The organism is Panacagrimonas perspica (assembly GCF_004364935.1).
Lineage (GTDB): Bacteria > Pseudomonadota > Gammaproteobacteria > Nevskiales > Nevskiaceae > Panacagrimonas > Panacagrimonas perspica.
In genome coordinates this window covers 450,644-476,576 of sequence record NZ_SOBT01000009.1, presented here as the reverse complement: position 1 = coordinate 476,576, position 25,933 = coordinate 450,644, and the positions used below count along the sequence as shown (strand labels likewise).

Genomic DNA, 25,933 nt, shown 5'->3' with positions numbered 1-25,933 from the left:
GAAAGCTAGCCTTTGGCGGCGGTCGCTCTGACGAGATAAGCGGCATGCAGGCGCAGGACTTCCGCCTGCGTCTGCTCCGGAGTGCCGGTGTTCAGCAATACGTCGTCCGCCCGGCTCACGCGCAAATCGCGCGGACTTTGCGCGGCCAGCATTCTCTCGACGAAGGCGGCATCGATTCCGTCGCGACCCGTCAGGCGCTGGCGCTGCACGTCCTCGGGCACGTCGACGACCAGCACGCGGTCGACCAGCGCATCCATGCCGGACTCGAACAGGATGGCGTTCTCGAGGATGCAGTAGGGCGCGGTCTGAGCATCCATCCACTGACGGATGTGCACGCGGATTCGGGGGTGCGTGATCTGCTCGAGCCGGCGCCGTGCGGCGGGATCCGAGAACACGATCTCGCGCAGACGCCGCCGGTCGAGTTGTCCATCGGCCAGCAGGACATCCGTCCCGAAATGCTCTGCGATCTCGGCCAGCGCCGGCTGCCCGGGTTCGACGACGATGCGAGACACCTGATCAGCGTCCAGCACGGGAACTCCGAGCGCCCGGAAGTGTTCGCTCACCAGCGACTTTCCGCTGGCGATGCCGCCAGTGAGGCCTACGGTATAGCGGGACATCAGCCGCCCGAGCCCATGGCGAGGCCAAGGTAGGTGCGGTTGATCTCCTCACCCCAGATCATCGCGATCCAGCCGGCGCCCGCGATGTAGGGGCCGAACGGAATGCGGGACGACCACTCGACTTTTCTCGCGGCCATCAGCGTGATGCCCACGGCCGCTCCGACCACGGCCGACAACAGCACGATCTGCGGCAACAACTGCCAGCCGAACCAGGCGCCGAGCGCGCCCATCAGCTTGAAGTCACCATAGCCCATGCCTTCCTTGCCGGTGGCCAGCTTGAACGCCCAGAAGATGCCCCAGAGCAGCAGGTAGCCGGCGGCGGCCCCGGCGATGGCCGAAGACGGATCGGCGAACACGGGTTTGAAGCTCAGCAGCAGCCCGAGCCAGAGCAGCGGCAGCGTGATGTTGTCCGGCAGGTACATCGTGTGCAGGTCGGTGACCGCCAGCGCGATCAGCGACCAGGTCATCACCAGCGCGGCGGCGAGCTGCGGCGAAAAGCCGAAGCGCCAGACGCAGGCCACCGAAAACACGCCGGTCAGCAGTTCGACGATCGGGTACTGCACGGAAATCCTCGCCGAACACGATGCGCACTGCCCGCGCAGCATCAGCCAGCCGATGACGGGAAGGTTGTGCCAGGGCTTGATGCGCGAGCCGCAGACGGGGCAGGTCGAAGGCGGCGACGACAGCGAAAGCGGCGTGCGTTCCGGTCGTGGCGGGAGCAGCAGGAAATCTCGGGCATCACGCCGGAAATCCTGCTCGATCATCTTCGGCAGACGGTACGCCACCACGTTGAGGAAGCTGCCGACGCAGAGACCCAGCAGGGCGACGCAGATCGTCAGCGTGGTCGGGCTGGTCTGAAGGAGTTCGAGCATTTAAGAAAAATCTGCTCCGTATCCGCGAATGCGGATACGGAGCTTGAACGTCATGAGCGAAGCGAAGATCACAGCGATCTGAGACCGCGTCTGCGCCGCGATCTCAGATCGCTTGGCCCAGCTTGAAGATGGGCAGATACATCGCCACCACGAGGCCGCCGACGAGCACGCCAAGGACCGCCATGATCATCGGCTCCAGCAGGCTGGTGAGCGCGTCGACGAGGTTGTCGACCTCGTCCTCGTAGAAATCGGCGACCTTGGCGCACATCTGGTCGAGCGATCCCGATTCTTCGCCGATGGCCACCATCTGCACCGCCATGTTCGGGAAGATGTTCGACTGCTGCATCGCGAGCTGAAGCTGCTGGCCGGACGCGACCTGCTCCTTCATCACGTTGATCGCGTCCTCGAACACGATGTTGCCGGACGCCTTGGCCACCGAAGTCAGCGCTTCGACCAGCGGAACGCCGGCGGCGAACATCGTCGACAGTGTGCGTGCGAAGCGCGCTACGGCCGACTTGTAGAGGATGTCACCGACCACCGGGAACTTGAGCCCGATGCGATCGATGGCACGCCGCATCTTCAAGGATCGCTTCTTGAAATAGATGAACGCGAAGACGCTGCCGCCGATGACGGCGAACATCAGCCACCAGAAGTCGCGCACGAAATGCGACAGGTGGACCACCATCATCGTGAACGCGGGCAGGTCGGCGCCAAACCCTTCGAACAGCGACTGGAACTGGGGCACCACGAAGTACAGCATGATGCCGGTGACGATGAAGGCCACGCAGACGACGGCGGACGGATAGATCAGCGCCTTCTTGACCTTCTTCTTGATCTTCTCGGTCTTTTCCTTGTACGTCGCGATCTTGTCGAGCAGCGTCTCGAGCGTGCCCGAGCGTTCGCCGGCATCGACCAGATGAATGAACAGGTCGTCGAAGTGCAAGGGATACTGTGCGAGCGACTCCGCGAGGCTGCGCCCGGATTCGATATTGGTCTTGACGCCGAGGATGAGCTCGCTCATCGACGGGTTCTCGTGGCCGCGGCCGACGATCTCGAGCGACTGCACCAGGGGTACGCCGGCCGCCATCATCGTCGCGAGCTGGCGGCTGAAGATCGAGATGTCGCCGCTGGTGATCTTGCGCTTGGTCTTGAACAGGACGATGTTCTTGCGAACCCGGATGGGGTTGACGCCCTGTCGGCGCAACTGCATGCGCACCGCGTTCTCGTTGGGACCCTGGGTGACGCCCTTGACGCGCGCGCCCTTGCGGTCGGTCCCTTCCCACTGGAACTCGTGTTCCTTGACGACTACAACGGCTGCCTGCGCCATACGCGGTTTCCCTGACTCCCGGATGGGGTCCCTAGACCGCGGACGCCCGTGTTTCCCTGTGCTTCATGTACACGAAGCAGCGATGAAGCTCAATCGGCCATCGTCACACGGTTGGCTTCGAGCAGATCGATGGCGCCATTCTTCACCTTCAGCAGCGCCGAGGCGCGCAGATCGCTGATGCCTTCCTTGCGGGCCTGGTCGGCCAGTTCCATCGCGCTGCCGCCCTCCATCAGGATCCGGCCCATGGCCTCGGAGAACGGCATGACCTCATAGATGCCGGTACGACCCTTGTAGCCGCGGTCGCAGGAATCGCAGCCGACCGCCTTGAAGATCTTGAACCCGGGTGCGTCGACTTCCTCCGGCTTGAAACCTTCCTTGATCAGTTCCGGACGCGGGATCTCCGTCGGCTTCTTGCAGTGCTGGCAGAGCTTGCGCGCCAGGCGCTGCGCGATGATCAATGTCAGCGTGGACGCCAGGTTGTAGGCCGGCACTCCCATGTTCATCAGGCGCACGATGGTTTGCGGCGCGTCGTTGGTGTGCAGCGTCGACAGCACCAGATGCCCCGTCTGTGCCGCCTTGATCGCGATTTCGGCCGTTTCCAGATCGCGAATTTCGCCGACCATGATGACGTCGGGATCCTGTCGCAAAAAGGCTTTCAGGGCTGCCGCGAACGTGAGGCCCACGCGCGGGTTCACGTTGACCTGGTTGATGCCCTGCAGGTTGATTTCCGCCGGATCCTCGGCGGTCGAGATGTTGATGTCCTCGGTATTGAGGATGTTCAGGCCGGTGTACAGCGACACCGTCTTGCCCGAGCCGGTCGGACCCGTCACCAGGATCATGCCCTGCGGCTTTTCGAGCGCATTGAGGTAGGCCGCCTTCTGCTCCGGCTCGTAGCCGAGCGCGTCGATGCCCATCTTGGCCTGGCTGGCATCGAGAATACGGCAGACGATCTTTTCGCCCCACAGCGTCGGGCAGGTGCTGACACGAAAGTCGATCGACTTGTTGCGCGAGACCTGCAGCTTGATGCGGCCGTCCTGCGGGACGCGCCGCTCCGCCAGATCCAGGCGGCTCATGACTTTCACGCGGGCCGAGATGCGCACTGCCAGCTGCTGCGGCGGGCTGGCGACGATCTTCAGTTCGCCGTCCTTGCGATAACGGATGCGGAAGACCTTCTCGTACGGCTCGAAGTGGATGTCCGAAGCGCCCTGGTTGATCGCATCGACCATCAGCTTGTTCACGAACTTCACGATCGGAGCGTCGTCCGCATCGTTCTTCGTGACCTCCCCGCCGCCCTCGAGGTCGGTGTCGACGACTTCGAGATTGGCCAGCTCCTCTTCGCTGCCCAGGCTCAGCGAGTTGCTCTCCATCTGCGAGGCGGCCGCATCGATGGCCTTGGCGAGCTTGTCCTCTTCGACCAGGATCGCTTCGGTGGTCAAGCCCGTCGCGAACTTGATCTCGTCGAGCGCCTGCAGGTTCGTCGGATCCGAGACGCCGAGGAAGAGCTTGCGGCCGCGCTTGAACAGGGGCAGCGCGTGGCATTTGCGCAGCAGCTTCTCGCCGACCTCGTTGACCACCGCGTTGTCGATGTTGAACGCCGCCAGATCCATCAGCGGCACACCGAATTCCTGGCTGGCCGCATCGGCGAGTCGCGCAGCCGGGACGCTCTTGCCCTCGACGAGCACGGTGACCAGCGGCGCTCCGGTGCGCAGGGCCTTGGCCTGCAGGTCGCGCGCCTGTTCTTCGGTGATCAGGCTGTCCGCGACCAGTCGGCGTGCGAGTCCTCCCAGGAAGACAGACGGGGACTGCGCCGGGTTGGCGCCTTGCGGATTGATGGCCATCGCTCGATGCGGTGTGGGTCCGGTGGCGGGGCGACCAGAGTACGCCAAAAATCGACGGTCTCTGAAACCCGGCAGCGGCTAGGGCGGCAGGAAATCCACGCCCCACGGCCCCTGTCCGGTGACTTGCAGCACAGTGTCTTCGACGAAGCTGGCGAAGTGGGCAGCTCCCGGCGGATTCACGTAATAGTCGCCTGCCCGGAAGACCCTCAGCGAGCCCGGTTCGAAGTGGCGGCCGAAGCCGACCCCGATGGCCCCCTGAAGGACGGTCACCCGTTCCGGTTGCGGGTGGGTGTGCGGCGCAAGGCGCGTCCCGGCGGGCGCTCGCAGGCGCAACGTGAAGATCCCCGCCTGACGCGGGTCGCCCTCCAGTACGACGGTTTCGACGCCGGCCGGCATCGTCGCCGGCCCCGGTCTCCAGACCAGGTCCGCGCCATCGACCTGGATCGTCCCTTCCGGGATCGGCGATGCCGCCCGCGCGGCCTCCTGGGCCAGCAGCAAAACGCACAGGCAGACTATTCGTGCGTGCACCGGGTGTGTCCTCGAGCGGGCCGATGCCCGACACTATAGGCCGTACGTTGCTCCCCCTATCCGGTACGCCAGGACAGCCGCACCTCATGAGTTATTCGCGCATCGTCGGCGTCGGCAGTTACCTGCCGGCCCGCGTCGTCACCAACCAGGATCTCGAGAGCCGCATCGAGACGTCGGACGAGTGGATCTTCCAGCGCACCGGCATCCGCAGCCGCCGCGTGGCGGCGCAGGGCGAACAGACCTCGGACCTCGCACTGCAGGCCTCGCTGAAGGCGATGGAGATGGCCGGCGTCACCGCGGCCGACATCGACCTGATCGTCGTGGCGACGACGACGCCGGATATCGTCTTCCCCTCCAGCGCCTGCATCCTGCAGCGCAAGCTGGGCGTCAAGCGGGGCGCGGCGTTCGACGTCCAGGCCGTCTGCACCGGATTCGTCTACGCGCTGGCCGTGGCCGACAAGTTCGTCGCCAGCGGACAGAACAAGTGCGCGCTCGTCGTCGGGGCCGAAGTGTTCTCGCGCCTGCTCGACTGGAACGACCGCCGCACCTGCGTGCTGTTCGGCGACGGCGCGGGCGCCGTCGTGCTCAAGCCGTCAGAGACGCCCGGCATCCTGTCCACCCATCTGCACGCCGAAGGCGATCAGGGCGACATCCTGACGGTGCCCGGCACCGTTCACGGCGGCGAGCAGCAGGGGCATCCGTTCGTGCAGATGGACGGGCAGGCGGTGTTCCGCTTCGCCGTCCGGGCGCTCGATCAGGTGTGCCGCGAGACGCTCGAGCACAACGGCATCAAGGGCAGCGACATCGACTGGCTGGTGCCGCACCAGGCCAACATCCGCATCATCCTGGCGACCGCGCAGAAGCTGGGCATGCCGCCGGAGCGCGTCGTCACGACGCTGGAACACCAGGGCAACACGTCGGCGGCCTCCGTGCCGCTGGCGCTGGACCTCGCGGTCCGCGACGGGCGCATCCAGCCCGGCCATCTGGTGATGCTGGAGGCCGTCGGCGGCGGCATGACCTGGGGTTCGGCGCTGCTGCGCTGGTAGCCGGCGCGGCGCGGAGGAGGTGCGCGCCGCCGCCCAACCGCGGCGCCTTCAGCGCGCGGCTGGCGCCGGCGCCGTCTGGCTCAGCAGCTCCAGCGTCAGCTTCTTGATGTCACTCGGGAAGTAATCGGCGTAGCCGAGCCAGATCATGTGCACCTTGCCTTCCGGCGTCAGCAGGAAGGTCGCGGGCAGCTTCCAGGGCCCGAAACGCTTCATCGCGATGCCGATCGGGTCGCCGATCACCGGATAACCCACCGGGTGGAGTTCCAGGAATTTGCGCGCCTTCGGAATGTCGTCGTCGACGTTCACGCTGACGATCTCGAAACGGTCGCCGTAGCCCTCTTCCCGCAACTCATTGCGCACGCGATCGAGCTCGGGGATCGACAGCAGGCAGGGCGTGCACCACGTCGCCCAGAAATCCACGGCCACGACCTTGCCGCGGAACTGCGAGAGTTTCGTGCCGGGCGCGCCGTTGAGGATCAGGCCGGCGATCTCCGGCGCCTCCGAACCGAAGGGCAGCAGCTCACCCTTGTCGGGGGCCTGCGCGCTCGCCAGGGTCGGCAGCGCGAACAGGAGCGTCAGCAGGGCAGGGCGGAGCAGGACGAGGGACAGTCGCATCTAGCGGACGAAGGCGGCGAAAATCGGATTCGAAACCTAACCCGCGCGCGGGTGTTCCGAAAGGGCGATGTCGTCCACCGGGCGCCGGGACCTGCGGCGCCGCCTTTCCCTTTTCGACAATGGACAATATTGACGGATGAGCACGCTGACCCTGTTGCGCCACGGCCAGGCCTCGTTTGGCGCGGATCGCTACGACGCGCTGTCCGATCGCGGACGCGAGCAGGCGATTCTCGTCGGCGAGCACTTCGCCTCGCGCGGCCGTCGCTTCGATCGCCTGTGGATCGGTCCGCGCGACCGGCACCGGTTGACGGCGCGTCATGCGCTCGAGCCGCTCGGCGTGGATTGGCAGGGCGAGGCGGAGCCCGCGCTCAACGAGTTCGCCGAGGGCCAGCAGATTCTGGCGTCGGCCGAGCGGCGCGGCGTCAAGCTGCGTGGCGAGGGTGCGGTGCGGGGCAAGGAGGCGGCGCGCTACTACGCGCAGGAGATCACCGCCTGGGCCGAGGCGCAGGTCGACATCGACGGCGTGCCGCATGTCCGCGAATTCCGCCGCGTCGTCGCCGAATGGCTGGGCCGTGCGACGGCGTCGGTCCCGGCGGGTCAGTCCGTTCTGGCCGTGACCTCCGGCGGTGTCGTCGCCGCGGTGATGGCGGAAGTGCTCGGTCTGGCGGATGCCAGCGTTGCGCCGCTGATGCACGCGATCTACAACGGCTCGCTGACCGAGCTGGTGTTCGCCGACGGTCGCGCGCCCTCGCTGGTGAGTTTCAACGTCGCTAGCTTCCTGCCGGACGGACTGCTGACAAGGGTCTGACTCCGTGGCCCGGGTTTCACCCGGGCTACGGTTCAGGCCCGTGCCGCGTTAGCCGCCACCAGCTCCGCCCAGCGCGGCATCAGCGCCGGCGCCAGGTCGTGGCCCATGCCCGGAATCAGCTCGAGCTTCGCGCCGCGGATCAGGTGCGCGCTGCGCCGGCCGCAGGCCGGCCGCAGCAGCGGATCGGACAGCCCATGGATCACCTGCGTTGGCGCCACGATGTTCGGCAACAGCGATTCGAAGCTGCCGGTGGCCAGGATCGCGTGCGTCTGGCGCGCATGTCCATCGGGACGGAACGCGCGGTCGTAGGCGCGTCCGGCGAGGCGCATGCGGTATTCGATCGGCGTGTGGAACCCCGGACTGCCGACCCGCCGCAGCATCTGCACCGAGCGCTGGATCACCTGCTCGCGTGTCTTCGGCCGCGAGCCGAGGCCGGCCATCCGCAACAGCACGTCGAATCGCGCGGACGGCAGCTTCGGATGATTGGTGCTCGACATGATCGAGGTCAGGCTCTTCACGCGGCGCGGATGAGTGCCGGCAGCGATCTGAGCGATCATGCCGCCCATCGATGCACCGACCAGGTGAGCGCGTTCGATGCCCAGCGTGTCGAGCAGGCCGACGCTGTCGGCGGCCATGTCGTGCAGCGTGTAGTTGGCGCGCGTGGATTTTCCGAAGCGCGAGCGTAGCCAGTCGCGCGCCACGCTGAACGTCACGCCGCGATCCGCGGTTCCGGACAAGCCGCTGTCGCGGTTGTCGAAGCGGATCACGCGGAAGCCGCGCTGCACCAAGTCGGCGGCCAGCGCGTCGGGCCAGTGGATCAACTGTCCACCCAGGCCCATCAGCAGCAGCAACGGCTCGCCGCGTGCCGGCCCGGTTTCTTCCCAGTGGAGTTGCAGACCATTGACGCAGGCGCTGCCGGCGGACCAACACATTTCCATGACAGGTTTTTTGCGATCCCGTGACGGTTGAGTGAAAGGCCGCGGAACGTAGCGACTTTTTTTCCGCGATGTCACCTCGCGGGACTGTCATACGACAGACGGTCCCCTGCGGGGCCGAAACGGAACGGACATCAGATTTCAGAAACCGGAACTGATGCGGACACGGGCCCGGCCCAGCATGGCCTCACATCAACGCAGCCCGGCTGCCCCGTCCGTGGAGAGACTCATGACCATCGCCCGCTTCGCCGTTCACCTCGTCCTTGCCGCCGGATTGATCGGCGTGGCCGTGTCCTCCCGCGCCGCGCAGTTCGGCGACGTCAGCGTGCTGGCGCAGGTGCCGGCGCCCGGCTTTCCGGAAGGCATCGCCGTGAAGGGCGACCGGGTCTACGTCGCCGGCCCGGCCACGCTGGGGACGTCGATCAACAACCAGGCCTCGCGTGTCTGGGAGTACAGCGCCACCAGCGGCCAGCTCACGCGCACGTTCCTGACGCAGGGCGAACAGGTGCTCGGCGCCGAGCACGCCAATTCCTGTGTCGCCTTCGACGGCCAGGGCCGTTTGTACGTGCTCAATTCGCAGATCGGCCCGTATCGCCTCGACGTCGCCACCGGCGTGCAGACGTCCTACGGCCCGCCGATCCCCGACCTCAATCCCTGCCTGCCGACCGATGGTCCCCAGGCCGAGTGCACGACGAGCACGGGCGTGACGCCGCCGTTGCCGAACGATCTTGCGTTCGACGAGCTCGGCAATCTCTACGTCACCGATTCGATGCAGGCCACGATCTTCCGCATTCCCGCCGGCGGCGGACCGGCGAAAGTCTGGTTCCACGACTACCGCCTGTTCGGGCCCTACATCGGCGTCAACGGGCTGCGCCTGTCGCCCGATCGCACGAAGATCTTCATCTCGGTGACCAATGACGTGCTCGGTATCGGACGCATCTACACCTTGCCGGTCGTCGATGCGCCCAAGGCAACCGACCTGCAGATCTTCCACAACTACATCCTCGCGGAAGGTCCCGACGGCATCGCCTTCGGCGCCTCGGGCAAGCTCTACGTGACCCTGGCCCTGCCCGGCAGCTCGGGCATCTCGGTGCTCAACCCCGACGGCTCGGAAGTGGCGCGTATCAAGAATCCGCTGCTGTCGCTGACCAAGCCTTTCGATGCGCCGGCAAACCTGGCGTTCGACGGCAAGGGCAACGTGCTGGTCACCAATCACGCGTTCGCAACCGGGCTGCTGCTGCCCAAGCAGTTCCAGATCCTCAAGGTGTTCGTCGACGACGTGGCCTCACCGCTGGTGGCGCCGTTGGTGCCCTGACCGCAAAGAGCAGTCCGCACGCGAAAGGCCCGGCATATGCCGGGCCTTTCGCGTGCGCGTCACCAAAACTTCGTGGTCGCGACGCGGTCCGAAGCCCACAATGGCACGGCATTCGCTTTGCGCTTGTGCCGTATCTCGAAGAAAAAATCCGCCAACGGAGCCGGAATGAAACGTCTCACCGCGCTGGACCTCGGGTTCATCTACCTGGAAAAGCGCAACCAGCCCTTTCACGTCGCCTATCTGAACCTGCTGACGCCGCCGGCCGATGCGCCGCCGGATTTCGTGCAGAAGCTGGTCGAGCGCCTGCGCAGCTACGCCGCGCCGCTGCCGCCGTTCAACCAGCGCCTGGAGACGCGGCTCGGAGCCGCGTACTGGGTCGACGAGCCCGAGTTCGACATCGACCAGCACGTCATCCATCTGTCCCTGCCGCGACCGGGACGCGTGAAGGACCTGCTCGCGATGGTCTCGCGCATGCACGCCAGCCATCTGGATCGCGCCTACCCGCTGTGGCGCACCTACGTCATCGAAGGGGTCGAAGGCGGGCGCATCGCCACGTATTCGAAAGTGCATCACTCGGTGGCCGACGGCATCGCCGGCACGCGCCTGACCCTGCGCTCGATGTCGGCCAACCCGGACGAGATCCTGCCGCCGCCCTGGGCGGTGCCGCCACAGGGCCGGCGCGAGCGTGCCGGAAACATCCTCACGGCGCCGGTCAGCGGCGCGGCCAAGCTGGTGTCGCGCTTCCGCGGCGCCTTCGGCAGCGTGCCGGGCGTGGCACGCGAACTGCGACAGTCGATGCGCGAATCGCGCGACAAGCATCCGGACTTCGTGTCCGGTTCCTCGGCGCCGCCGTCGATCCTCAACCATTCGATCAGCGCCTCGCGGCGTTACGTCGCTCAGAGCTTCTCGCTGCCGGACGCCAAGACGGCCGGCAAGGTGCTGGGCGGGACCGTCAACGACATGGTGCTGGCGATGTGCGCGTACGCGCTGCGCAAGTACCTGATCGATCTCGACGCGCTGCCGGACAAGCCGCTGATCGCCGGCGTGCCGATGTCGACGCGCCGCGATCGCAGCGAAACCGGCAACCAGATCGGGTTCATGCTGGTGAACCTGGGCACGCACCTCGAGGATCCGCTGGAACGCCTGCAGACGATCATCGCGTCGGTCGAGCACAACAAGCAGCGCTTCATCAAGATGAAAGCCGGCGAAGTCGTCGGCTACGGCGCAACCCTGATGGCGCCCGGTCTGCTCAACATGCTGACCAATCCGAAGCGCGGCAAGCTCGCGTTCAATCTCGTCATCTCGCATGTGCCCGGGCCGCGCACGCCGCTGTACTGGATGGGCTGCAGCGTGGACGGCATGTATCCGGTGTCGGTCGTCGTCGACGGCATGGCGCTGAACATTTCGCTGACGAGCCTGCAGGACCGCATCGACTTCGGCGTCATCGCCTGCCGGCGCACATTGCCGCAGGTGCAGCGCGTGCTCGATTACCTGGGCGAGGGATTGGCCGAGCTCCAGGCGCTGGCCGCAAAGGCCCCGCAGACCGCGTAACCCGTAGCCCGGGTGAAACCCGGGGATTTTCGGTCGCCATCGCAACAACCCCGGGTTTCACCCGGGCTACGCGGGGCGCCGGATCAATCCAGCGTGCGACGGAAGCGGCTCAGGCCCAGTCCCAGCACCACGGTGATGAACAGCAGCAGCGGCCACAGGTGCGGCCACACGTCGGCAAGGCCGTTGCCCTTGAGCAGGATCCCGCGCACGACGCGCAGGAAATGCGTCAGCGGCAGCGCCTCGCCGATCCACTGCGCCCAGGTCGGCATGCCGCGGAACGGGAACATGAAGCCCGACAGCAGGATCGACGGCAGGAAGAAGAACAGCGTCATCTGCATCGCCTGCATCTGGTTGCGCGCCGTCGTCGATATCGTGATGCCGACGGCGAGGTTCGCCAGGATGAAAGCCTGCGTCAGCAACAGGAGCAGCAACAGGCTGCCGACCATCGGCACGCCGAACAGCAGCGCCGCCGCCAGCAGGATCACGCCGACCTGCACGTTGCCGATGGCCACGTACGGCAGGATCTTGCCGAGCATCACTTCCAGCGGCCGCGCGGGCGTGGCGAGCAGGTTCTCCATCGTGCCGCGCTCGGTTTCGCGGGTGACGGCCAGCGCCGTCATCATGATCATCGTCATCGTCAGGATCACGCCCATCAGCCCCGGCACGATGTTGTAGGCGCTGATGCCTTCGGGGTTGTAGCGGCGGTGCACGCGCGTCTCGAACGAAGTGGGCGCCGTCGCCAGGCTCGCAAGAGGACCGGTGAGGTCGTCGCGCAGCGCCGAGCGCACCAAGGCGTCGACCGCCGCCAGGGCATTGCTGCCGGCGGCCGGATCGCTGGCGTCCGCCTCGATCAGCAGGGCGGGGTGTTCCCCGCGCACGAGCGCACGCGTGAAGCCGGCCGGCACGTGGACGAGGAACTGCACTTCGCCGCGTTCGACCCGCCGATCCGCCTGCGCGAGGCTCTCGCCGGTCCACGTCACGTGGAAGTAGCCGGAGTTCTGCACCGCCGCGACAAGGCTGCGCGACATCTCGGTGCGATCCGCATCGACGACCGCGGTCGGCAGGTGCTTCGGATCGTTGTTGATCGCAAAGCCGAACAGCGTGAGCTGCATGATCGGAACGCCGACCATCATCGCGAACGTCAGCCGGTCGCGCTTGAGCTGGATCAGCTCCTTGCGCACGACCGCGAAGAAGCGGCCCCAGGACCAGAAATTCATCGCAGGTCCTTGAGGTCTTTCATGACCTCGATGAAGACGTCCTCGAGGCGCTCGACGCCGAAGCGCTGCAGCAGCTCCGTCGCCGTGCCCTGCGCCAGCATCTCGCCGTAGGCGATGTAGCCGAGCCGCGTGCAGCGCTCGGCCTCGTCCATGTAATGCGTGCTCACCAGCACCGTGACGCCGCCCGCGGCGAGGCGCTTGATCTGGTCCCAGAACTCGCGCCGCGCGCGCGGATCCACGCCCGCGGTCGGCTCGTCGAGCAGCAGCAGCTTCGGGTCGTGCATCAGGCAGGCGGCCAGCGCGAGGCGCTGCTTCCAGCCGCCGGACAGTCCGCCGACGAGCTGGTGCTGTCGCGCCTCCAGGCCCAGGTCCGCGATCGTGCGATCGACCTTCGCGGCGCGATCGCGCACCTCGTACATGCGCGCGACGAAGTCCAGGTTCTCGCGCACGCTCAGGTCTTCGTACCAGCCGAAGCGCTGCGTCATGTAGCCGACCTCGCGCCGGATCGTGCGCGACTCGGTCAGCAGGTCGTGGCCCAGGCATCGTCCGCGCCCGCTGTCGGGCGTCAGCAGGCCGCAGAGCATGCGGATGGACGTGGTCTTGCCGCTGCCGTTGGGTCCGAGGAAGCCGAAGATCTCGCCGCGCTGAACGTGCAGGCTCAGGCCCTTCACCGCGCTGCGACCGCCGAAGGACTTCGCCAGTCCCTCGACCTCGATCGCGATGTCCGCCTCAGGCACCGTCCGCGCTCACGTCCACCGGCTGTCCGGGATGCAGGCGCAACGCGTCGGCCGCGGCGGGCAGCGCTTCGACGCGATAGACCAGGCGCGATCGCTGGTGGCGGTCGAACAGCACCGGCGGCGCGAACTCGGCCTGCGCGGCGACGAAGTTCACGGTGGCAGCAATCGCCTCACCGCAGCCGTCGCAGCGCGCGTGCACGCTGCGCCCTTGTGCGAATTCCGCGAGGCGTTGCTGCGGCACGAAGAAGCGCAGCCGCCGGTTCGCGGGCGGCAGCAGTGCGAGCACCGGCTGTCCTGCGTTCACCCATTCGCCGGCGCGGAAGTAGACGTCCTCGATGCTGCCGTCGGCCGGCGCAGCGACCGACTTCTGCGCCAGCGCCCATTGCGCCTGGGCGAGCTGCGCCTGCGCGGCGGCGACGTCCTGTCGCGCAGCCTCGATCGCATCGCTGCGGCCGGTGAGTTCGGCGACATCGAGCTGGCGCTTCAGCTCCGCCACGTGAGCGCTGTCACGCGCCTGCGTGGTGTTGGCGGTGTCGAGCGCTTCGGCGCTGACGAGCTTCTGCGCGGCCAGCGAAGCCTGGCGCTTCGCGGTGGCGGTCGAGAGCTTGAGCTGCGCCTCGGCCTGCTGGAGCTGCGCGCGGATCACGGCGAGCTCTTCCGGGCGGCCGCCCTTGTCGAGATCGGCGACCCGAGCGGACTGCGCCTCGATGCGGGCCTGGGCCTCGGCGACGGCGGCCTGCTCGCGATCGGCATCGAGCGCGAACAAGGGCTGGCCGGCCTTGACGGTCGCGCCACGATCGACGGCGAGCGAGGTCATGCGGCCGCCGCTGGCCGGTGCCGGCCGCAGGTAAAGCGCCTCGACATAGCCGGTGATGGAGCTGTCCGCGGTCTTGTCGCATCCGGCGAGCGCCAGTGCGAGCAGTGCCATTCCGATTCCCAGGCCGATCGACCGCATGCGATGCCTCGTCCTCATCGAACCGTGAGAAGTGTGCACCGTGCCAACGCGCCGTTGTAGCCCGGACGTTGAATTTCGCAGAGCGAAAGAGCCGGGGTCCCCTTTGATCGATCGGCAAAAGCCCCGGACTTCGTCCGGGCTACGGGGGCGACGAAGCCCGGGCAGCGTTGGCGGCGATCAGCTCCGCCCATCTCGGCATCAGCACCTTGGGGCAGTCATGCCCCATGCCCTTGATGAGTTCGAGCTTCGCGCCGCGGATCATCGAGGCGCTGCGCCGGCCGCAGATCGTGCGCATCAGCGGGTCGTCGGTGCCGTGGATGATCTGCGTCGGCGCGGTGATGTTCGGCAGCAGCTTCTCGAAGCTGCCGGTGGCGACGATCGCGTGCATCTGCCGCAGCGTGCCGCCGGGACGGAACGCGCGATCGAAGGCGCGGCCGGCGAATGCGCGGCGGTCTTCCAGCGATGTCGGGTACAGCGGGCTGCCGATCAGCCGAAAGGTCTCTGCCTGGCGCGCGACGATGGTGTCGCGCTGCAGGTCGGGCGGTCGCGAGGCCAGGCGCAGCAACAGGTCGATCCGCGTCTGTCGCACCCACGGATGATTGGTGCCGGACATGATCGAGCACAGGCTGGCGACGCGATCGGGAAACGTCCCGGCAGTGAGCTGAGCAATCATGCCGCCCATCGACACGCCGACGAGGTGAGCGCGCTTCAGGCCCAGCGCGTCCATCAGGCCGACCGTATCCGCGGCCATGTCGTGCAGCAGGTAGTTCGCCGGGCCGGGCCTCAGGCCCAGGCGCACGCGCACGTAGTCGCGGCGCAGGCTGAAACGGAGCTGGCGGTCGACGGTGTCCGACAGGCCGGCGTCGCGGTTGTCGAAGCGGATGACGCGAAAGCCGCGCTTCGCCAGATCCAGGCACAGCACGTCGGGCCACTGGATCAGCTGGCAGCCCAGGCCCATCACCATCAGCATCGGCTCCCCGGACTCGGGACCGGTGGCCTCCCAGTGCAGCTTCAGGCCGTTGCACAGCGCATCGCCGCTCTGCCAGCCGGGCGTGTCCGTGTGCGCTGAAGGTCCGTCCATCGACGAAGCGTAGCGCGACGCCCACAAAAAAGGCCGTGGCGACGGGTCGCCACGGCCTCGCCGGATGCCCGCCGGTGGGCGGCGGGCGATTCCGCTCAGGCGCGCAACTGCTCCTTGAGCCAGCGCGTGGCCTCGGTGTGCATGTTGCGGCCGATGTCGAGCACGCCGAAGAAGTTCCAGCCACCGTGGATCACGCCGTCGTAGCGCGAGATCACGGTCGGCACGCCGGCGGCCTTGAGCGCCTTGCCGTAGTCCTCGCCCTCGTCGCGCAGCGGATCGAACTCGCAGGTGATGACCAGCGCCGGTGGCAGGCCGGACAGATCCTTCGCCAGCAGCGGCGACGCATACGCCTGCTTCGCGTCGGCCGGCGACTTCAGGTAGTGGTTGATGAAGTACTCCATGCTCGCCGTCTCGAGGAAGTAGCCCTGCGCGTTGTCGATCATCGATGGGGTCTTGTGACCGTCGACGCGCGCCACTGGGTAGATCAGCAGCTGCGCGGCCAGCTTCGGGCCCTTCTCGTCACGCAGGCGCTGTGCGGTGACCGCGGCGAGGTTGCCGCCGGCGCTGTCGCCGCCGACCGAGAGGCGCGAGGCGTCGGCGTTGAGCGAGGCCGCGTTCTCCGCCACCCAGCGCGTCACGGCGAGGCAGTCGTCGGAGGCGTCGGGATACTTGGCTTCCGGGCTCAGGCGATAGTCGACCGAGACCACCACCATGCCGACCGAACCGCACAGCTCGCGGCAGACGCCTTCGTGCGTGTCGATGTCGCCGAACACCCAGCCGCCGCCGTGGAAATACGCCATCACCGGGAACGGGCCCTTGCCCTCCGGCGTGTAGACGCGAACCTTCACCGCACCGGCCTTGGTCGGAATGCTGCGGTCCGCGGTGCCGGCGATCTTCTGCTGGCTCGGCGGCAGCGTGGCGAAGACGGCGCTGAATGTCGGGCGTGATTCTTGGGGCGACATGTCCTGGATCTTCTTGAGACCGGACGAGGCCATCTGTGTGAGCAAGCCTTCAACCTGGGGATGCAGCGGCATGATCGTTCTCCTGTGTGCGGATGCCGGGAGCCGGGAGCTTACTGCGCAGGCCTGTCCAAAACATCGGGCGTGCAGGGAGGGCGCGCCCCTACCGAAACGGGGTCCCGAAGGCGGGATGCGGGAGAAGATTGCGGAAGGCCAGAATCGATGGCCGAGCTTTTGGAGAACGTCCGCCCGGAAGGGCGCCTTTGCTCACGGCAAGCGCCTGGGCTGAAGCAGACGGCGCATCGAGCCACTACGACAGGGACCAGGGGCCCCTCATCCGCCGGCGGCGAAGCCGATGGCGAGGCGTTAATGAGCGCCAGAATGAACGGGGCGACGGACCCAAGGGGCCTGGATTCAGATGACAGGATGAAAAGAGAGCTGGCTGCACGCGCCCCGGCACTCAGGCGGGTGTTCTCCTGCTGCCGACGAGCCGCTCCTTCCACCAGTTCTGCAACAGCGTGGCCGGCAACGCACAAGTGAATCGAAAGCCTTGCAACAAAGTCGCACCGAGCTCTTTCATCAGGCCGGCAGTGGCATCGTCCTCGACGCCTTCTGCGACGGTGATGAGGCCGAACTGTCCGGCCAAGGCGATGCAGGATTCGACGATGGCCCGCACCTCCGAATCGCCCGCAGCGTGCGATACGAAGCTCTGATCGATCTTGAGTTCCGACAAGGGCAGCATCTTGAGCTGGGTCAGCGTGGAATAGCCGGTGCCGAAATCGTCGACCGCCAGATGAAAGCCCTTGAGGCGCAGTCGCGTGAGGGTGTCCAACGACTGGCTGAGATTGCCGATCAGTGCGGATTCGGTGATCTCGAAAATCACCCGATCCGGATCCACGCCATGACGACCGGCCAGTGCAATCATGCGGTCGGGCAATTCCACGCCTTCCAGCGACAGCGCCGACAGGTTGATTTCCAGGTCCGTCTGCAGGCCTTGTTCGCGCCAAGCGCCAACCGTCTCGAAGGCTTGCGTGCTGATTTGCACAGTGAGCTCATCGATCAGTCCGTGGCGATCCGCAAGGGGCAGGAAGCGTGCCGGCGAGATCAGGCCTTCGACCGGATCTTCCCAGCGGGCCAATGCTTCGACCGAACGCACGGCGCCTGTCCGGGAGCAAACCTTGGGTTGGAAGTAAGGCACGACGTGCCCGGCCTTTAGCGCGGCCTTGAGGCGCTCGACCGTAATCGGCAGCGCCGCGTGCCGATTGCCGAGGCGCCCGCTGCGCTTTGCCAGCAACTCTCCCAGCGCGCTGCTCCGGATGGGCTTGGACAGCGCGCCGAGCACGTGCAGCGAATGCGCGCGAGCGAGCGATTCCGCGGTTTCCAGTACCTTGCGATCAAGACTGCTCGTCAGGATCAGGTCGGCCCTGTCGTGAGATTTCGCCAAGCGACGCAGGAACTCGATCCCGTCCGTGCCGGGCATCATCAGGTCGAGGAGGATGACGTCGAACGGCCCCTGGTCGTGCAGGATCCTGGAGGCTTCGTCACCGTCGCCGGCGGCGGCGATCCGTGTCACTCCGAGCCCGCTCATCTGCCTCGAGAGCGTACCCCGCACGAATTCATCGTCGTCGACCACCATCGCGGAAATGCTCATCCCATAGCTCCTGCTCCAGATCTCCGATGATTTGCGATCATCAAGCGAGTGCGGTTTCCTGACGGGGGCATGAGTCTGGTGCCGCGGCAGGCAATTGGCATTGACCTGCGTCATGGGTCGATGCCGGTTCGCCGAGAGGCGGCCGAGCCTTCGTCCAGGCGAGCAGCTGTTCGGGTCGCATCGGCGTTCCGACCCAATGTCCCTGGAGGTCGGTGCAACCGGCAGAAGTCAGGACTGTTGCCTGCTCTTCGTTTTCTACACCGACCGCCGTGGTGGTCATGCCGAGTTCGCGCGCCAGCCTCACCGCGTACTCGACCACGGCATATCCGATCGCCCCATGAGGAAGCCCGCGGACGATGGCGCGGTCGATCTTGAGTTCGCTCACCGGGAGGCGCTGCACCCGCAGTGCAGAGGTCTGTCCCCTGCCGAAATTGTCCAAGGCGATCCCAACGCCGCGCATGCGCAGACGCGTCAGCACTTCGAGCGTGTCGGTGTCATCCAAATGCGGGTGCTCTCCGATCTCCAGAGTGAGCATTTCGGCCGGCACCAGCAGGGACCGCAGCGTGCGCTCGACGAAATCGGGAAATTTCCGGTCCTCCAGAACGCCGTTGCCGATGTTCACCGATACTGGAATTTCACGGCCTTGCGCTCGCCAGTCGGCGCATGTTCGAAGCGCTAGGCCGATGATGTACTGCGTCAGTGCCCCGGCGATCCCGCCATCCGCGGCGACCGCCGCGAGCCGGGGAGCCGCGACCGGGCCCAGCGACGGGTCATTCCAGTCCGCCAGGACTTCGACACCTTGAAGTTTTCGGTCTGCGGCTGAGATTTTCGGCTGAACCAGCACGTCGATACCGCGTGCCTGCAACGCGCGTTCGACATCTGCGATTGTGGCGCCCCGGCTGAATTTGGGAGGGATGCGCGTCGATCTGGATGATTCGCCGACCAGTTGGCGGAGTACATCCGGACGGACCGGCTTGATCAACGCACCGAGCACATGCTGTCCGCGCTCGCGGCACAGCACGGCCACCGATCGCAGCAGGCCTTCGCCAAGACCGCTCACGAGGATCAATCCGGCGCAGGCTTGGTGCGAGGCCGCAGTGCGCAGGAGTTCCGCGGTGTCTCCGCCCGGAAGCATCAGATCCGCAACGATCAGGTCGTAGCGCACAGGCCCTTCCAGGGCCCGTCGCGCAGTGCCCACATCGGCCGCTTCGTCGACGAGCCGCCGGTCGAGTCCGTGCAGATGTTTGACAAGTTGTTGACGGACGACTTCATCGTCTTCGATCAGCAGGACACGACGGGCAGGCATGCTCGACCTCCGTGGAGCGCGGAAATGACGTCGCGCCGACCCGGCATCGGCATCGACCGCCGGAGCTTGACGACGAGGGACCTGAACGGTCGTCCCGGAGACGACGACCGGTAGCGGGATTGATCCAGATCAATCGCGGAACGGGCAAAAGACCGAAATTGCCGCGAGCGGTATCGAACTTGCTCGGACGATTCGTCCGCTGGCCTCCGCCAAGATTTACCCGAGCAAAACATCGTGCTGTCGCGCTGCAGAAAGATGGAAGGGACTTGCAAAGGGCGTCGTGTCCGGCGGCTTTCCGCCGTTCGGGGCTGATCGATGTCGAGACGATTCACGCTACCGCGCAGGATCGGGCTCGCTTTCACGATCGTGGCGTTCGCGAACGTGGTTGCCGCAGGGGGTTCGGTGGACATCGTCACCAGCCCGGAGCATGCCGATGTTGCGCTTGACCGCACTTCGATCCGTGCGATCTTCAGTGCGCGGCTCCGTCAGTGGCCAGATGGATCTCCGATCCGCGTTTTCGTCCTCCCGGACAGTGAGCCGGTGCACGCGCAGTTCTGCCGCGAGCAACTCGGCACGTTTCCTTACGTGTTGCGCGCGGCCTGGGACCGATTGGTCTACACCGGTACGGGGCTGGCGCCAGAAGTCGTGTCCAACGAGCGCGAAATGCGCGTCCGGCTTGCGGCCACTCGCGGCGCTATCGGATATGTCTCGACTGCGTCGATTCCCGGCGTAGTCCAACCCGCAGTGGTGCAAAACCCCCCTGTTTCTGGAGAAGCACGATGATCGCGTTCCGCCGCTTTCGGCTGATCGCCGCACTGGGGCTGGTCGTGGCAGGCCCAGCATTCGCTCTCGATTATCAGGTGCACGGCTTTGCGGCACAGGGCTATTTGCTGAGTGAAGGAAACAATTTCTTCGGCGACAGCACCAACGGCAGCCACGACTACTACGAGGCTGCGATCAACGGGAGCATCAACCTCGGGCATGGGCTGCTCGCGTCGGCACAGGGTCTGATCCGCGATGCGGGTAGAACCGACTCCGGAAAACCTCGACTCGACTACGCCCTTCTGGACTGGAACGTCATCCAGCGGGCGGAAAGCACTGCAGGGGTCCGGTTGGGCCGCGTGAAGAACCCGCTTGGACTCTTCAACGACACGCGCGACGTGATCTTCGCGCGCCCGTCCATCCTCCTGCCACAGTCGATCTATTTCGATGGGGCCGGGTTGCGCGGGATCTTCTTCTCGTCCGACGGAGCCCAACTGTATGCCGGTCGCGCATTCGGCCTGCACGACTGGTCCATGACCTTGAGCACGGCGCTCGACCGCGACTTCACCCGCAATGAGCGAGAACTTCTTTTGGGGGACGGTGCGGGTCCGGAAGAGATCCGCCTCGAGGGGCTGGTGTTCTCGCAGCTGACAGACTCCTGGAACGGAGACCGCGTGCGCCTGAGTCTCAGCCACGCACACGCGAAAGTCACGGTCGACCCGAGCCCCACCTTCCCGATCGATGCGGAGGTGAACGTCAACGTCTATGTGGCCTCCGCACGCTACAACGCCGAACGCTACAGCCTTACCGGCGAATACATCTATACGCGTTCGCGGACGCATTTGGACACGGTTCCCAGCGCAAGCGCTTCCGACGGAGGCTACATCCAGTTCGATTACCGACCCGCCGAGCATTGGTCGATGTTCGCGCGGTATGACGTGAACTTCGTCGATGCAGACGACCGCAACGGAAACCGCGCTGCTGCCGAGCTGGGCGTGGATCGCTACAGCCGATTCGCCCGGGATCTCACGCTGGGAGTCGGTTGGCATCCCGACTCGCATTGGGGCGTCTGGGGCGAGCTGCACAGCATCTACGGTACGTCCACCGCCCCGGCGCTCGACAACCCGGACGGGGCCGACGACCCACACTGGTTCCTGTTCACCGTCATGGCGGGGTACCGGTTCTGACCGCGACCAGCCGTCGCAGTACCCAGGACTGGCCGGGGGGCACCGTACGCGCGAGGCTTGGTCTTCAGTGGCGGGCCATCCTCGTGATGGTGGCCGTGCTGGGTATCGCCCACCTCGTCCTGGCGCTGTGGAACAACCACCAGCTCACCTTGCAGCACGAAGCGAGATTGAGCGAAAAGATGGCGACCCGGCCGCGCGAGTTCGACGCGCTGCTGGGACACGCTGGCGACGGCCTTGGGCAGATCGCCCTTCAACTGGCTGACGTCCTCGCACGCACCGATGAAGCGGATCGCCAGGAATTCCTGGCGGCAACTGAAAATTTCGGTAGCTTCGTGGCGCTCGAATTTTTCGACAGCCGGGGCGTCAGCGTCATCGCGTGGGATACGCCCGGATCGCCGCGTCCGCACAATATTCCGGCCTACCAGGCAGCAGTGCGTCGCGTTTTGGCAGAGAACCGCCCCGCTGATCTGGTGACCTGCCTGGACGAATGTGCGTTCTACGCCTTTGTTCCTGTTCTCGACGCGGGAGGCCACAAGCAAGTGGTCGCACTGGGCCAGCCGCTGGCCGAAACCCTGCTCGCGTTCCAACGGCTGGATGGCGCCGATGTAGCGGTTCTACGCCGTGAAGCTGCCGGGCAAGCGAAGTCCCGACTGTGGGGGAACAAGCTGCTTGCGGTGACCAGCGCGCCAACGCTCATGCCGCTGGTCAAGGCGTTGGACGGACCGTTGCCACCGCGATCCGGTGTGCTTTTCGCTGCAACCGTCGGCAGCCGCCATTTGCAACTGGCGCTCGCGCCGCTGCCGAGGGCTTCCGATCCTTCCGCGCAACTGCTGTTCATCGTCGACGAGACCGCAGATCTCCGGGCGATTCGAAACCAGACGTTCCGAAACCTGGAGCTCAACGCTTTCACGCTGCTCATCTCCGCTGGCGCCGTGTACCTGCTGTTGACGCCAGCGCTGCGCCGTCTCGGTGATGTGACGCGGGCCCTGCCGATGCTGGCGGAACGCAGATTCGAGGCTTCGCGGGCGCAGCTGGGGCGCCATCGCGAGACGCGCCGCCTGGACGAGATCGGCGTGCTGAGAAATGCGACGCTCGCCCTGTCGCACCGGCTGGAGGCCCTGGATGAAGCCGAGGCTGCAAGCGAGGAGAAATCGCGCTTTCTCGCCACGATGAGTCACGAGATCCGAACACCGATGAATGGCATTCTCGGACTGCTCGAACTTCTCGAGTGCGATGACCTGGACGCGAGCCAGCGCGATACGGTGAGGATTGCGCGCGATTCGGGCAGAACCCTGCTGCGGGTGATCGACGACATCCTCGATTTCTCGCGTATCGAAGCGGGCAAGATTCCCATCGAGCGGATTCCTTTCGCCTTGCGCGAAGCAGTCGAGGACGCCGTGGAGACGCTGGCGCCGTCGGCGCGATCCAAGGGGCTGCGGCTGACCGTCTTCGTCGAACCCGGGTTGCCGCAGCAGGTTTTCGGGGATCCGTTGCGCTTGAGGCAGATCCTTTTCAACCTGTGCAGCAATGCAATCAAGTTTACCCAGACGGGATGGGTGCGGATCCGCGTCAAGCGCGCACCCAGCGCTTCAATGGATGCAGAGCGCGTCCTCTTCCACGTCGTCGACACGGGCATCGGCATGGCACCGGGGGCGCGCCAGCAGCTGTTCAGGCCCTTCACCCAGGCTGATTCGGCCACGACTCGGCACTTCGGTGGAAGCGGACTGGGCCTGTCGATCGTGCGCGGGCTGCTCACGCGGATGGGAGGCATGATCGATTTCGCCAGTGCGCTTGGAGTGGGAAGCGACTTCTGGTTCGAAATCGAACTGCCAGCCGCGCCCACCACCAACACGTCGGCATTCGACGCGATGGCCCTGTCTGGGGTGCATGTCACGCTCAAACTTCCCGACGCTACCGAAGCCGGCGAGCTGGCGAGCTGTCTGGTCGACTCCGGCGCCAGTCTCGGCCCTTCGGACAATGAGCTGGTGCTGGCCGAGACGCGCGAGCGTGCCGAGGCACACGCGAGGATCGAGATCCGGCGCGATGATCGTCTGCTCGACAGCCTTACGCGGCCCTTGCGTCAACGGGACCTTGTACGGCGTCTGCGCGTAGCCGCGGGACTCGATACACCCGCCCAGAGTCGGAGTGCGGGTTCGCCGGTGATGGCGGCCGCGGGTCCCTGGATCCTGGTCGCCGAAGATCACCCGGTGAATCAGCAGGTGATCCAGAGGCAGCTCGCCCAGCTCGGTTACCGTTCGGTTATTACCGGCAATGGCGCCGAGGCGCTCACGCGCATCGGGGAGCGTCCGTTCGCCGCGTTGCTCGCTGATCTGCACATGCCGCAGATGGACGGCATGCAACTGACCCTCTCAATACGTCAGTCCGAAGCCGGCGATGAGCATCGTCGCCGGTTGCCGATCGTCGCGCTGACGGCTGCCGCTCTCTCGGGCGAACGAGAACGCTGTTTCCAGGCAGGCATGGACGGATTTCTCATCAAGCCGTCCGGCCTGCAGCAGTTGCGCGAGGCGCTCGAGCGTTTCGCGCCGACCCGTGGCGCGGCCGAGCCCACGGCGGAGAGCATCGAGGGCACCGCCAACAGCACAGCAACGACGGATCCAATCGACCTCGAGATGCTGATGGACCTCGTCGGTGGTGACCTCCAATTCGGCGAGCATCTGATGCGCGAATTTGTGCGCATCAACGTTCCCATCGTGGCGCTGCTAGAGGAACAGCTCGCCGGCAAATGGGATCCGGTCGCGGTACGGGCCCTGGCTCACCGTCTGGTCGGATCGTCGCGGACGGTGGCAGCGACGGCGCTGGCCTCCGCGGCATCGCGGGTCGAACGCATGGCGGAGCAGGACCAGGCCGGCGGTGCCGCCGCCGCCGCGGATGAAGTTCGCCACGCTTTCACGGCGGTGTGTGCATTCGTCGAACGCCGCGCAGAGTGAGGTGTCCGACGCCCACTAGAGCTTCGCGTCGCGCAGCCAGCGCCACAACGTGGTGCGCGATACGCCGAGGATCCGCGCAGCGACCTGTCGATCACCGCCGGCGCGCTCCATGACGCGGCGCAGGTCCGGACGCGGGCCGCTGCTGCGACGCCGGGCGGCCGAGGTTTTCGGCTCTGCTTCGGGCGACGGCGTCAGGCGCGCGTCTTCGGAGTGATGCGACCCGCCAAGCAACTCGGGCGCGCAACGCCGCAGCAGCGCCACGTCGATCGGAGCCGTACTCCCTTCACAGAAGACCGCGACGCGATCGACCAGATTGCGCAGCTCGCGCACGTTGCCGGGCCAGGCGTGTGCGCGCAGCACGTCGAGCGCCGCTTCGGTCCACTCCGGTGCGGCCTCGCCGAGCGAGGCTTCGAGGAAATGCCGCGCGAGCTGCACGATGTCCGCGCCGCGCTCGATCAGCTTCGGTACCTGCAGGCGCAGCACGTTGAGCCGGTAGTAGAGATCGCGGCGAAAGCGGCCGGCGGCGGCCATCGCATCCAGATTGCCGTGCGTGGCGGCGATGACGCGGATGTCGATGGGCACTGCGCGTGACGCGCCGACGCGCAGGACCTCGCGTTCCTCGAGCGCGCGCAGCAGCCGGGTCTGCAGCGCCAGCGGCATCTCGCCGATCTCGTCGAGGAACAGCGTGCCGCCGTGCGCGGTTTCCATCAGGCCGGTGCGGCCGCCGCGGCGCGAGCCGGTGAACGCGCCTTCCTCGTAGCCGAACAGTTCGGACTCGAGCAGCGACTCGGCGATGGCGCCGCAGTTCACGGCCACGAACGCGCCCTTGCGACGCGGACTGCCGGCGTGCAGCGACTGCGCGACCAGTTCCTTGCCGGTGCCGGTGTCGCCGCTGATCAGCACCGTGCGATCCGAGGTGGCGAAGTTGACGATGTCGTGGCGCAGCGCGCGCATGACCGCGCTGTCGCCGATCAGGTCGGACAGTGCATAGCGGCCACCACCGCTGCCGCGCCCGGCGCGCAGGCTCGGCGCCTGCGTCTCGGCGCTGCCGACGGCGCGCGCGATTTCCAGCGCGCTCTCGAAGGCCTGCCGGATCGTGTCGGCCGAGTACAGCAGGATGCCGGCGACGCCGGCTTGTTCCGCAAGGTCGGCGGCAAGGCCGGTGCCGACGATGGCCGTGCAGCCCAGCGCGACGAGTTCGCGCACCTGCGTGCGCGCGTCCTCGGCGGTCTCGAACGCGCGCTGCGCGATGTCCAGGCCGAAGCTCTTCTGGAAGTCGTCGAACGCGGGCACTTCGGTCTGGTGCGTCAGCACGCCGATGTTCGGCGAGATGCGGTGGGCCTGGGCCAGCGCCAGCATCAGGTCGAAGCCGTCGGGCCGGACCAGCACCACCGGCTTGTCGAGGCGATTCTTCAGGTAGGCGCCGTTGGAGCCGGCGGCGATCAGGACGTCGCAGCGCTCGCGCTGCATCCGGCCGCGCAAGGTCGTGACGGCCTCGTCGAAACCCAGGTGGATGTTCTCGATCCGGGCGCGTGTGTCGAACTCGGGGGTGACGTCCTGCAGCAGCCGGGACAGCCTCGACACGCTGACGGTCCAGATCACCGGCCTGTGGGCGGAGCCGCCGGAGTCGTCGGCCACGTAGCTGTCGTTGCGACGTTTCATGAACCATTATGAAACA

At 66.4% G+C, this 25,933-nt stretch carries 21 protein-coding genes and 1 pseudogene; 7 read left to right on the top strand and 15 right to left on the bottom strand.

What is annotated here, in order from left to right; all coding sequences use genetic code 11:
- Positions 1 to 5: 5 nt before the first annotated feature.
- The 5 genes from coaE to DFR24_RS13675 all read right to left on the bottom strand — a co-directional run bounded on the left by coaE (position 6) and on the right by DFR24_RS13675 (position 5,182).
- Positions 6 to 617, bottom strand: coding sequence for a dephospho-CoA kinase (gene coaE, locus DFR24_RS13695; protein WP_133881963.1), 612 nt, complete (start codon positions 615 to 617; stop codon positions 6 to 8).
- Positions 617 to 1,489, bottom strand: a complete 873-nt coding sequence (locus DFR24_RS13690; RefSeq protein WP_133881962.1) for a prepilin peptidase — start codon at positions 1,487 to 1,489, stop codon at positions 617 to 619. Before DFR24_RS13690 ends, coaE begins: the two co-directional genes overlap by 1 nt.
- 103 nt (positions 1,490 to 1,592) lie before the next feature.
- Positions 1,593 to 2,816 carry a type II secretion system F family protein gene (locus tag DFR24_RS13685; RefSeq protein ID WP_133881961.1) on the bottom strand — a complete coding sequence of 408 codons (1,224 nt, stop codon included), beginning with the start codon at positions 2,814 to 2,816 and terminating at the stop codon, positions 1,593 to 1,595.
- A gap of 89 nt (positions 2,817 to 2,905) precedes the next feature.
- The gene (gene pilB, locus DFR24_RS13680; RefSeq protein WP_210772624.1) at positions 2,906 to 4,654 is read right to left on the bottom strand and encodes a type IV-A pilus assembly ATPase PilB; all 1,749 of its coding nucleotides are present in this window, start codon (positions 4,652 to 4,654) and stop codon (positions 2,906 to 2,908) included.
- A gap of 78 nt (positions 4,655 to 4,732) precedes the next feature.
- A complete protein-coding gene (locus DFR24_RS13675) occupies positions 4,733 to 5,182 on the bottom strand; it encodes a cupin domain-containing protein (RefSeq protein ID WP_136249408.1) in 450 nt (149 codons plus the stop codon).
- Positions 5,183 to 5,268: 86 nt separating this feature from the next.
- Here DFR24_RS13675 and DFR24_RS13670 point away from each other — a divergent pair, with 86 nt between their 5' ends.
- Positions 5,269 to 6,228, top strand: coding sequence for a beta-ketoacyl-ACP synthase III (locus tag DFR24_RS13670; protein ID WP_133881959.1), 960 nt, complete (start codon positions 5,269 to 5,271; stop codon positions 6,226 to 6,228).
- Between the two features lie 48 nt (positions 6,229 to 6,276).
- On the opposite strand, the gene DFR24_RS13665 is transcribed toward DFR24_RS13670, so the two are convergent.
- On the bottom strand, positions 6,277 to 6,843 hold the full coding sequence (locus tag DFR24_RS13665) for a TlpA family protein disulfide reductase (protein WP_133881958.1): 567 nt from the start codon (positions 6,841 to 6,843) through the stop codon (positions 6,277 to 6,279).
- A gap of 136 nt (positions 6,844 to 6,979) precedes the next feature.
- Between DFR24_RS13665 and DFR24_RS13660 the strand changes: the two genes are divergently transcribed.
- Positions 6,980 to 7,651, top strand: coding sequence for a histidine phosphatase family protein (locus DFR24_RS13660; protein WP_133881957.1), 672 nt, complete (start codon positions 6,980 to 6,982; stop codon positions 7,649 to 7,651).
- Between the two features lie 32 nt (positions 7,652 to 7,683).
- Here the strand turns inward: DFR24_RS13660 and DFR24_RS13655 are convergent, their stop codons facing one another.
- Positions 7,684 to 8,589 carry an alpha/beta fold hydrolase gene (locus DFR24_RS13655; protein ID WP_133881956.1) on the bottom strand — a complete coding sequence of 302 codons (906 nt, stop codon included), beginning with the start codon at positions 8,587 to 8,589 and terminating at the stop codon, positions 7,684 to 7,686.
- Positions 8,590 to 8,815: 226 nt separating this feature from the next.
- Between DFR24_RS13655 and DFR24_RS13650 the strand changes: the two genes are divergently transcribed.
- The gene (locus DFR24_RS13650; RefSeq protein ID WP_133881955.1) at positions 8,816 to 9,901 is read left to right on the top strand and encodes an SMP-30/gluconolactonase/LRE family protein; all 1,086 of its coding nucleotides are present in this window, start codon (positions 8,816 to 8,818) and stop codon (positions 9,899 to 9,901) included.
- 165 nt (positions 9,902 to 10,066) lie between these two features.
- Positions 10,067 to 11,452: a WS/DGAT/MGAT family O-acyltransferase gene (locus DFR24_RS13645; protein WP_133881954.1), complete on the top strand. Its 1,386-nt coding sequence runs from the start codon at positions 10,067 to 10,069 to the stop codon at positions 11,450 to 11,452.
- A gap of 83 nt (positions 11,453 to 11,535) precedes the next feature.
- Here DFR24_RS13645 and DFR24_RS13640 read toward each other — a convergent pair whose 3' ends face one another.
- The 7 genes and pseudogenes from DFR24_RS13640 to DFR24_RS13610 form a co-directional block, all read right to left on the bottom strand.
- On the bottom strand, positions 11,536 to 12,669 hold the full coding sequence (locus DFR24_RS13640; RefSeq protein ID WP_133881953.1) for an ABC transporter permease: 1,134 nt from the start codon (positions 12,667 to 12,669) through the stop codon (positions 11,536 to 11,538).
- A 68-nt stretch (positions 12,670 to 12,737) separates the two neighbouring features.
- Positions 12,738 to 13,406 (bottom strand): annotated as a pseudogene (locus DFR24_RS13635) (ABC transporter ATP-binding protein); the annotation flags it as partial.
- Positions 13,399 to 14,334 (bottom strand): HlyD family secretion protein, encoded by a 936-nt coding sequence (locus tag DFR24_RS13630; RefSeq protein ID WP_162851207.1) that lies wholly within the window; start codon positions 14,332 to 14,334, stop codon positions 13,399 to 13,401. The pseudogene DFR24_RS13635 and the gene DFR24_RS13630, both read right to left, overlap by 8 nt.
- Positions 14,335 to 14,500: 166 nt before the next feature.
- Positions 14,501 to 15,442, bottom strand: coding sequence for an alpha/beta fold hydrolase (locus DFR24_RS13625; RefSeq protein ID WP_133881950.1), 942 nt, complete (start codon positions 15,440 to 15,442; stop codon positions 14,501 to 14,503).
- A gap of 95 nt (positions 15,443 to 15,537) precedes the next feature.
- On the bottom strand, positions 15,538 to 16,476 hold the full coding sequence (locus DFR24_RS13620) for an alpha/beta hydrolase (protein WP_133881949.1): 939 nt from the start codon (positions 16,474 to 16,476) through the stop codon (positions 15,538 to 15,540).
- 385 nt (positions 16,477 to 16,861) lie between these two features.
- Complete coding sequence (locus DFR24_RS13615) at positions 16,862 to 18,052, bottom strand: EAL domain-containing response regulator (RefSeq protein WP_162851206.1); 1,191 nt, start codon at positions 18,050 to 18,052, stop codon at positions 16,862 to 16,864.
- Positions 18,053 to 18,092: 40 nt separating this feature from the next.
- Complete coding sequence (locus DFR24_RS13610) at positions 18,093 to 19,358, bottom strand: EAL domain-containing response regulator (protein ID WP_133881947.1); 1,266 nt, start codon at positions 19,356 to 19,358, stop codon at positions 18,093 to 18,095.
- A gap of 402 nt (positions 19,359 to 19,760) precedes the next feature.
- On the opposite strand from DFR24_RS13610, the gene DFR24_RS13605 reads away from it, so the two are divergent.
- The 3 genes from DFR24_RS13605 to DFR24_RS13595 all read left to right on the top strand — a co-directional run bounded on the left by DFR24_RS13605 (position 19,761) and on the right by DFR24_RS13595 (position 24,255).
- Positions 19,761 to 20,141, top strand: a complete 381-nt coding sequence (locus DFR24_RS13605) for a type 2 periplasmic-binding domain-containing protein (RefSeq protein ID WP_211346604.1) — start codon at positions 19,761 to 19,763, stop codon at positions 20,139 to 20,141.
- The gene (locus DFR24_RS13600) at positions 20,138 to 21,307 is read left to right on the top strand and encodes a porin family protein (protein ID WP_133881945.1); all 1,170 of its coding nucleotides are present in this window, start codon (positions 20,138 to 20,140) and stop codon (positions 21,305 to 21,307) included. The genes DFR24_RS13605 and DFR24_RS13600 overlap by 4 nt, the downstream gene beginning before the upstream one ends.
- Positions 21,308 to 21,393: 86 nt before the next feature.
- The gene (locus DFR24_RS13595; protein ID WP_133881944.1) at positions 21,394 to 24,255 is read left to right on the top strand and encodes an ATP-binding protein; all 2,862 of its coding nucleotides are present in this window, start codon (positions 21,394 to 21,396) and stop codon (positions 24,253 to 24,255) included.
- Between the two features lie 15 nt (positions 24,256 to 24,270).
- On the opposite strand, the gene prpR is transcribed toward DFR24_RS13595, so the two are convergent.
- Positions 24,271 to 25,917, bottom strand: a complete 1,647-nt coding sequence (gene prpR / locus DFR24_RS13590) for a propionate catabolism operon regulatory protein PrpR (protein ID WP_133881943.1) — start codon at positions 25,915 to 25,917, stop codon at positions 24,271 to 24,273.
- Between the last annotated feature and the right edge of the window lie 16 nt (positions 25,918 to 25,933).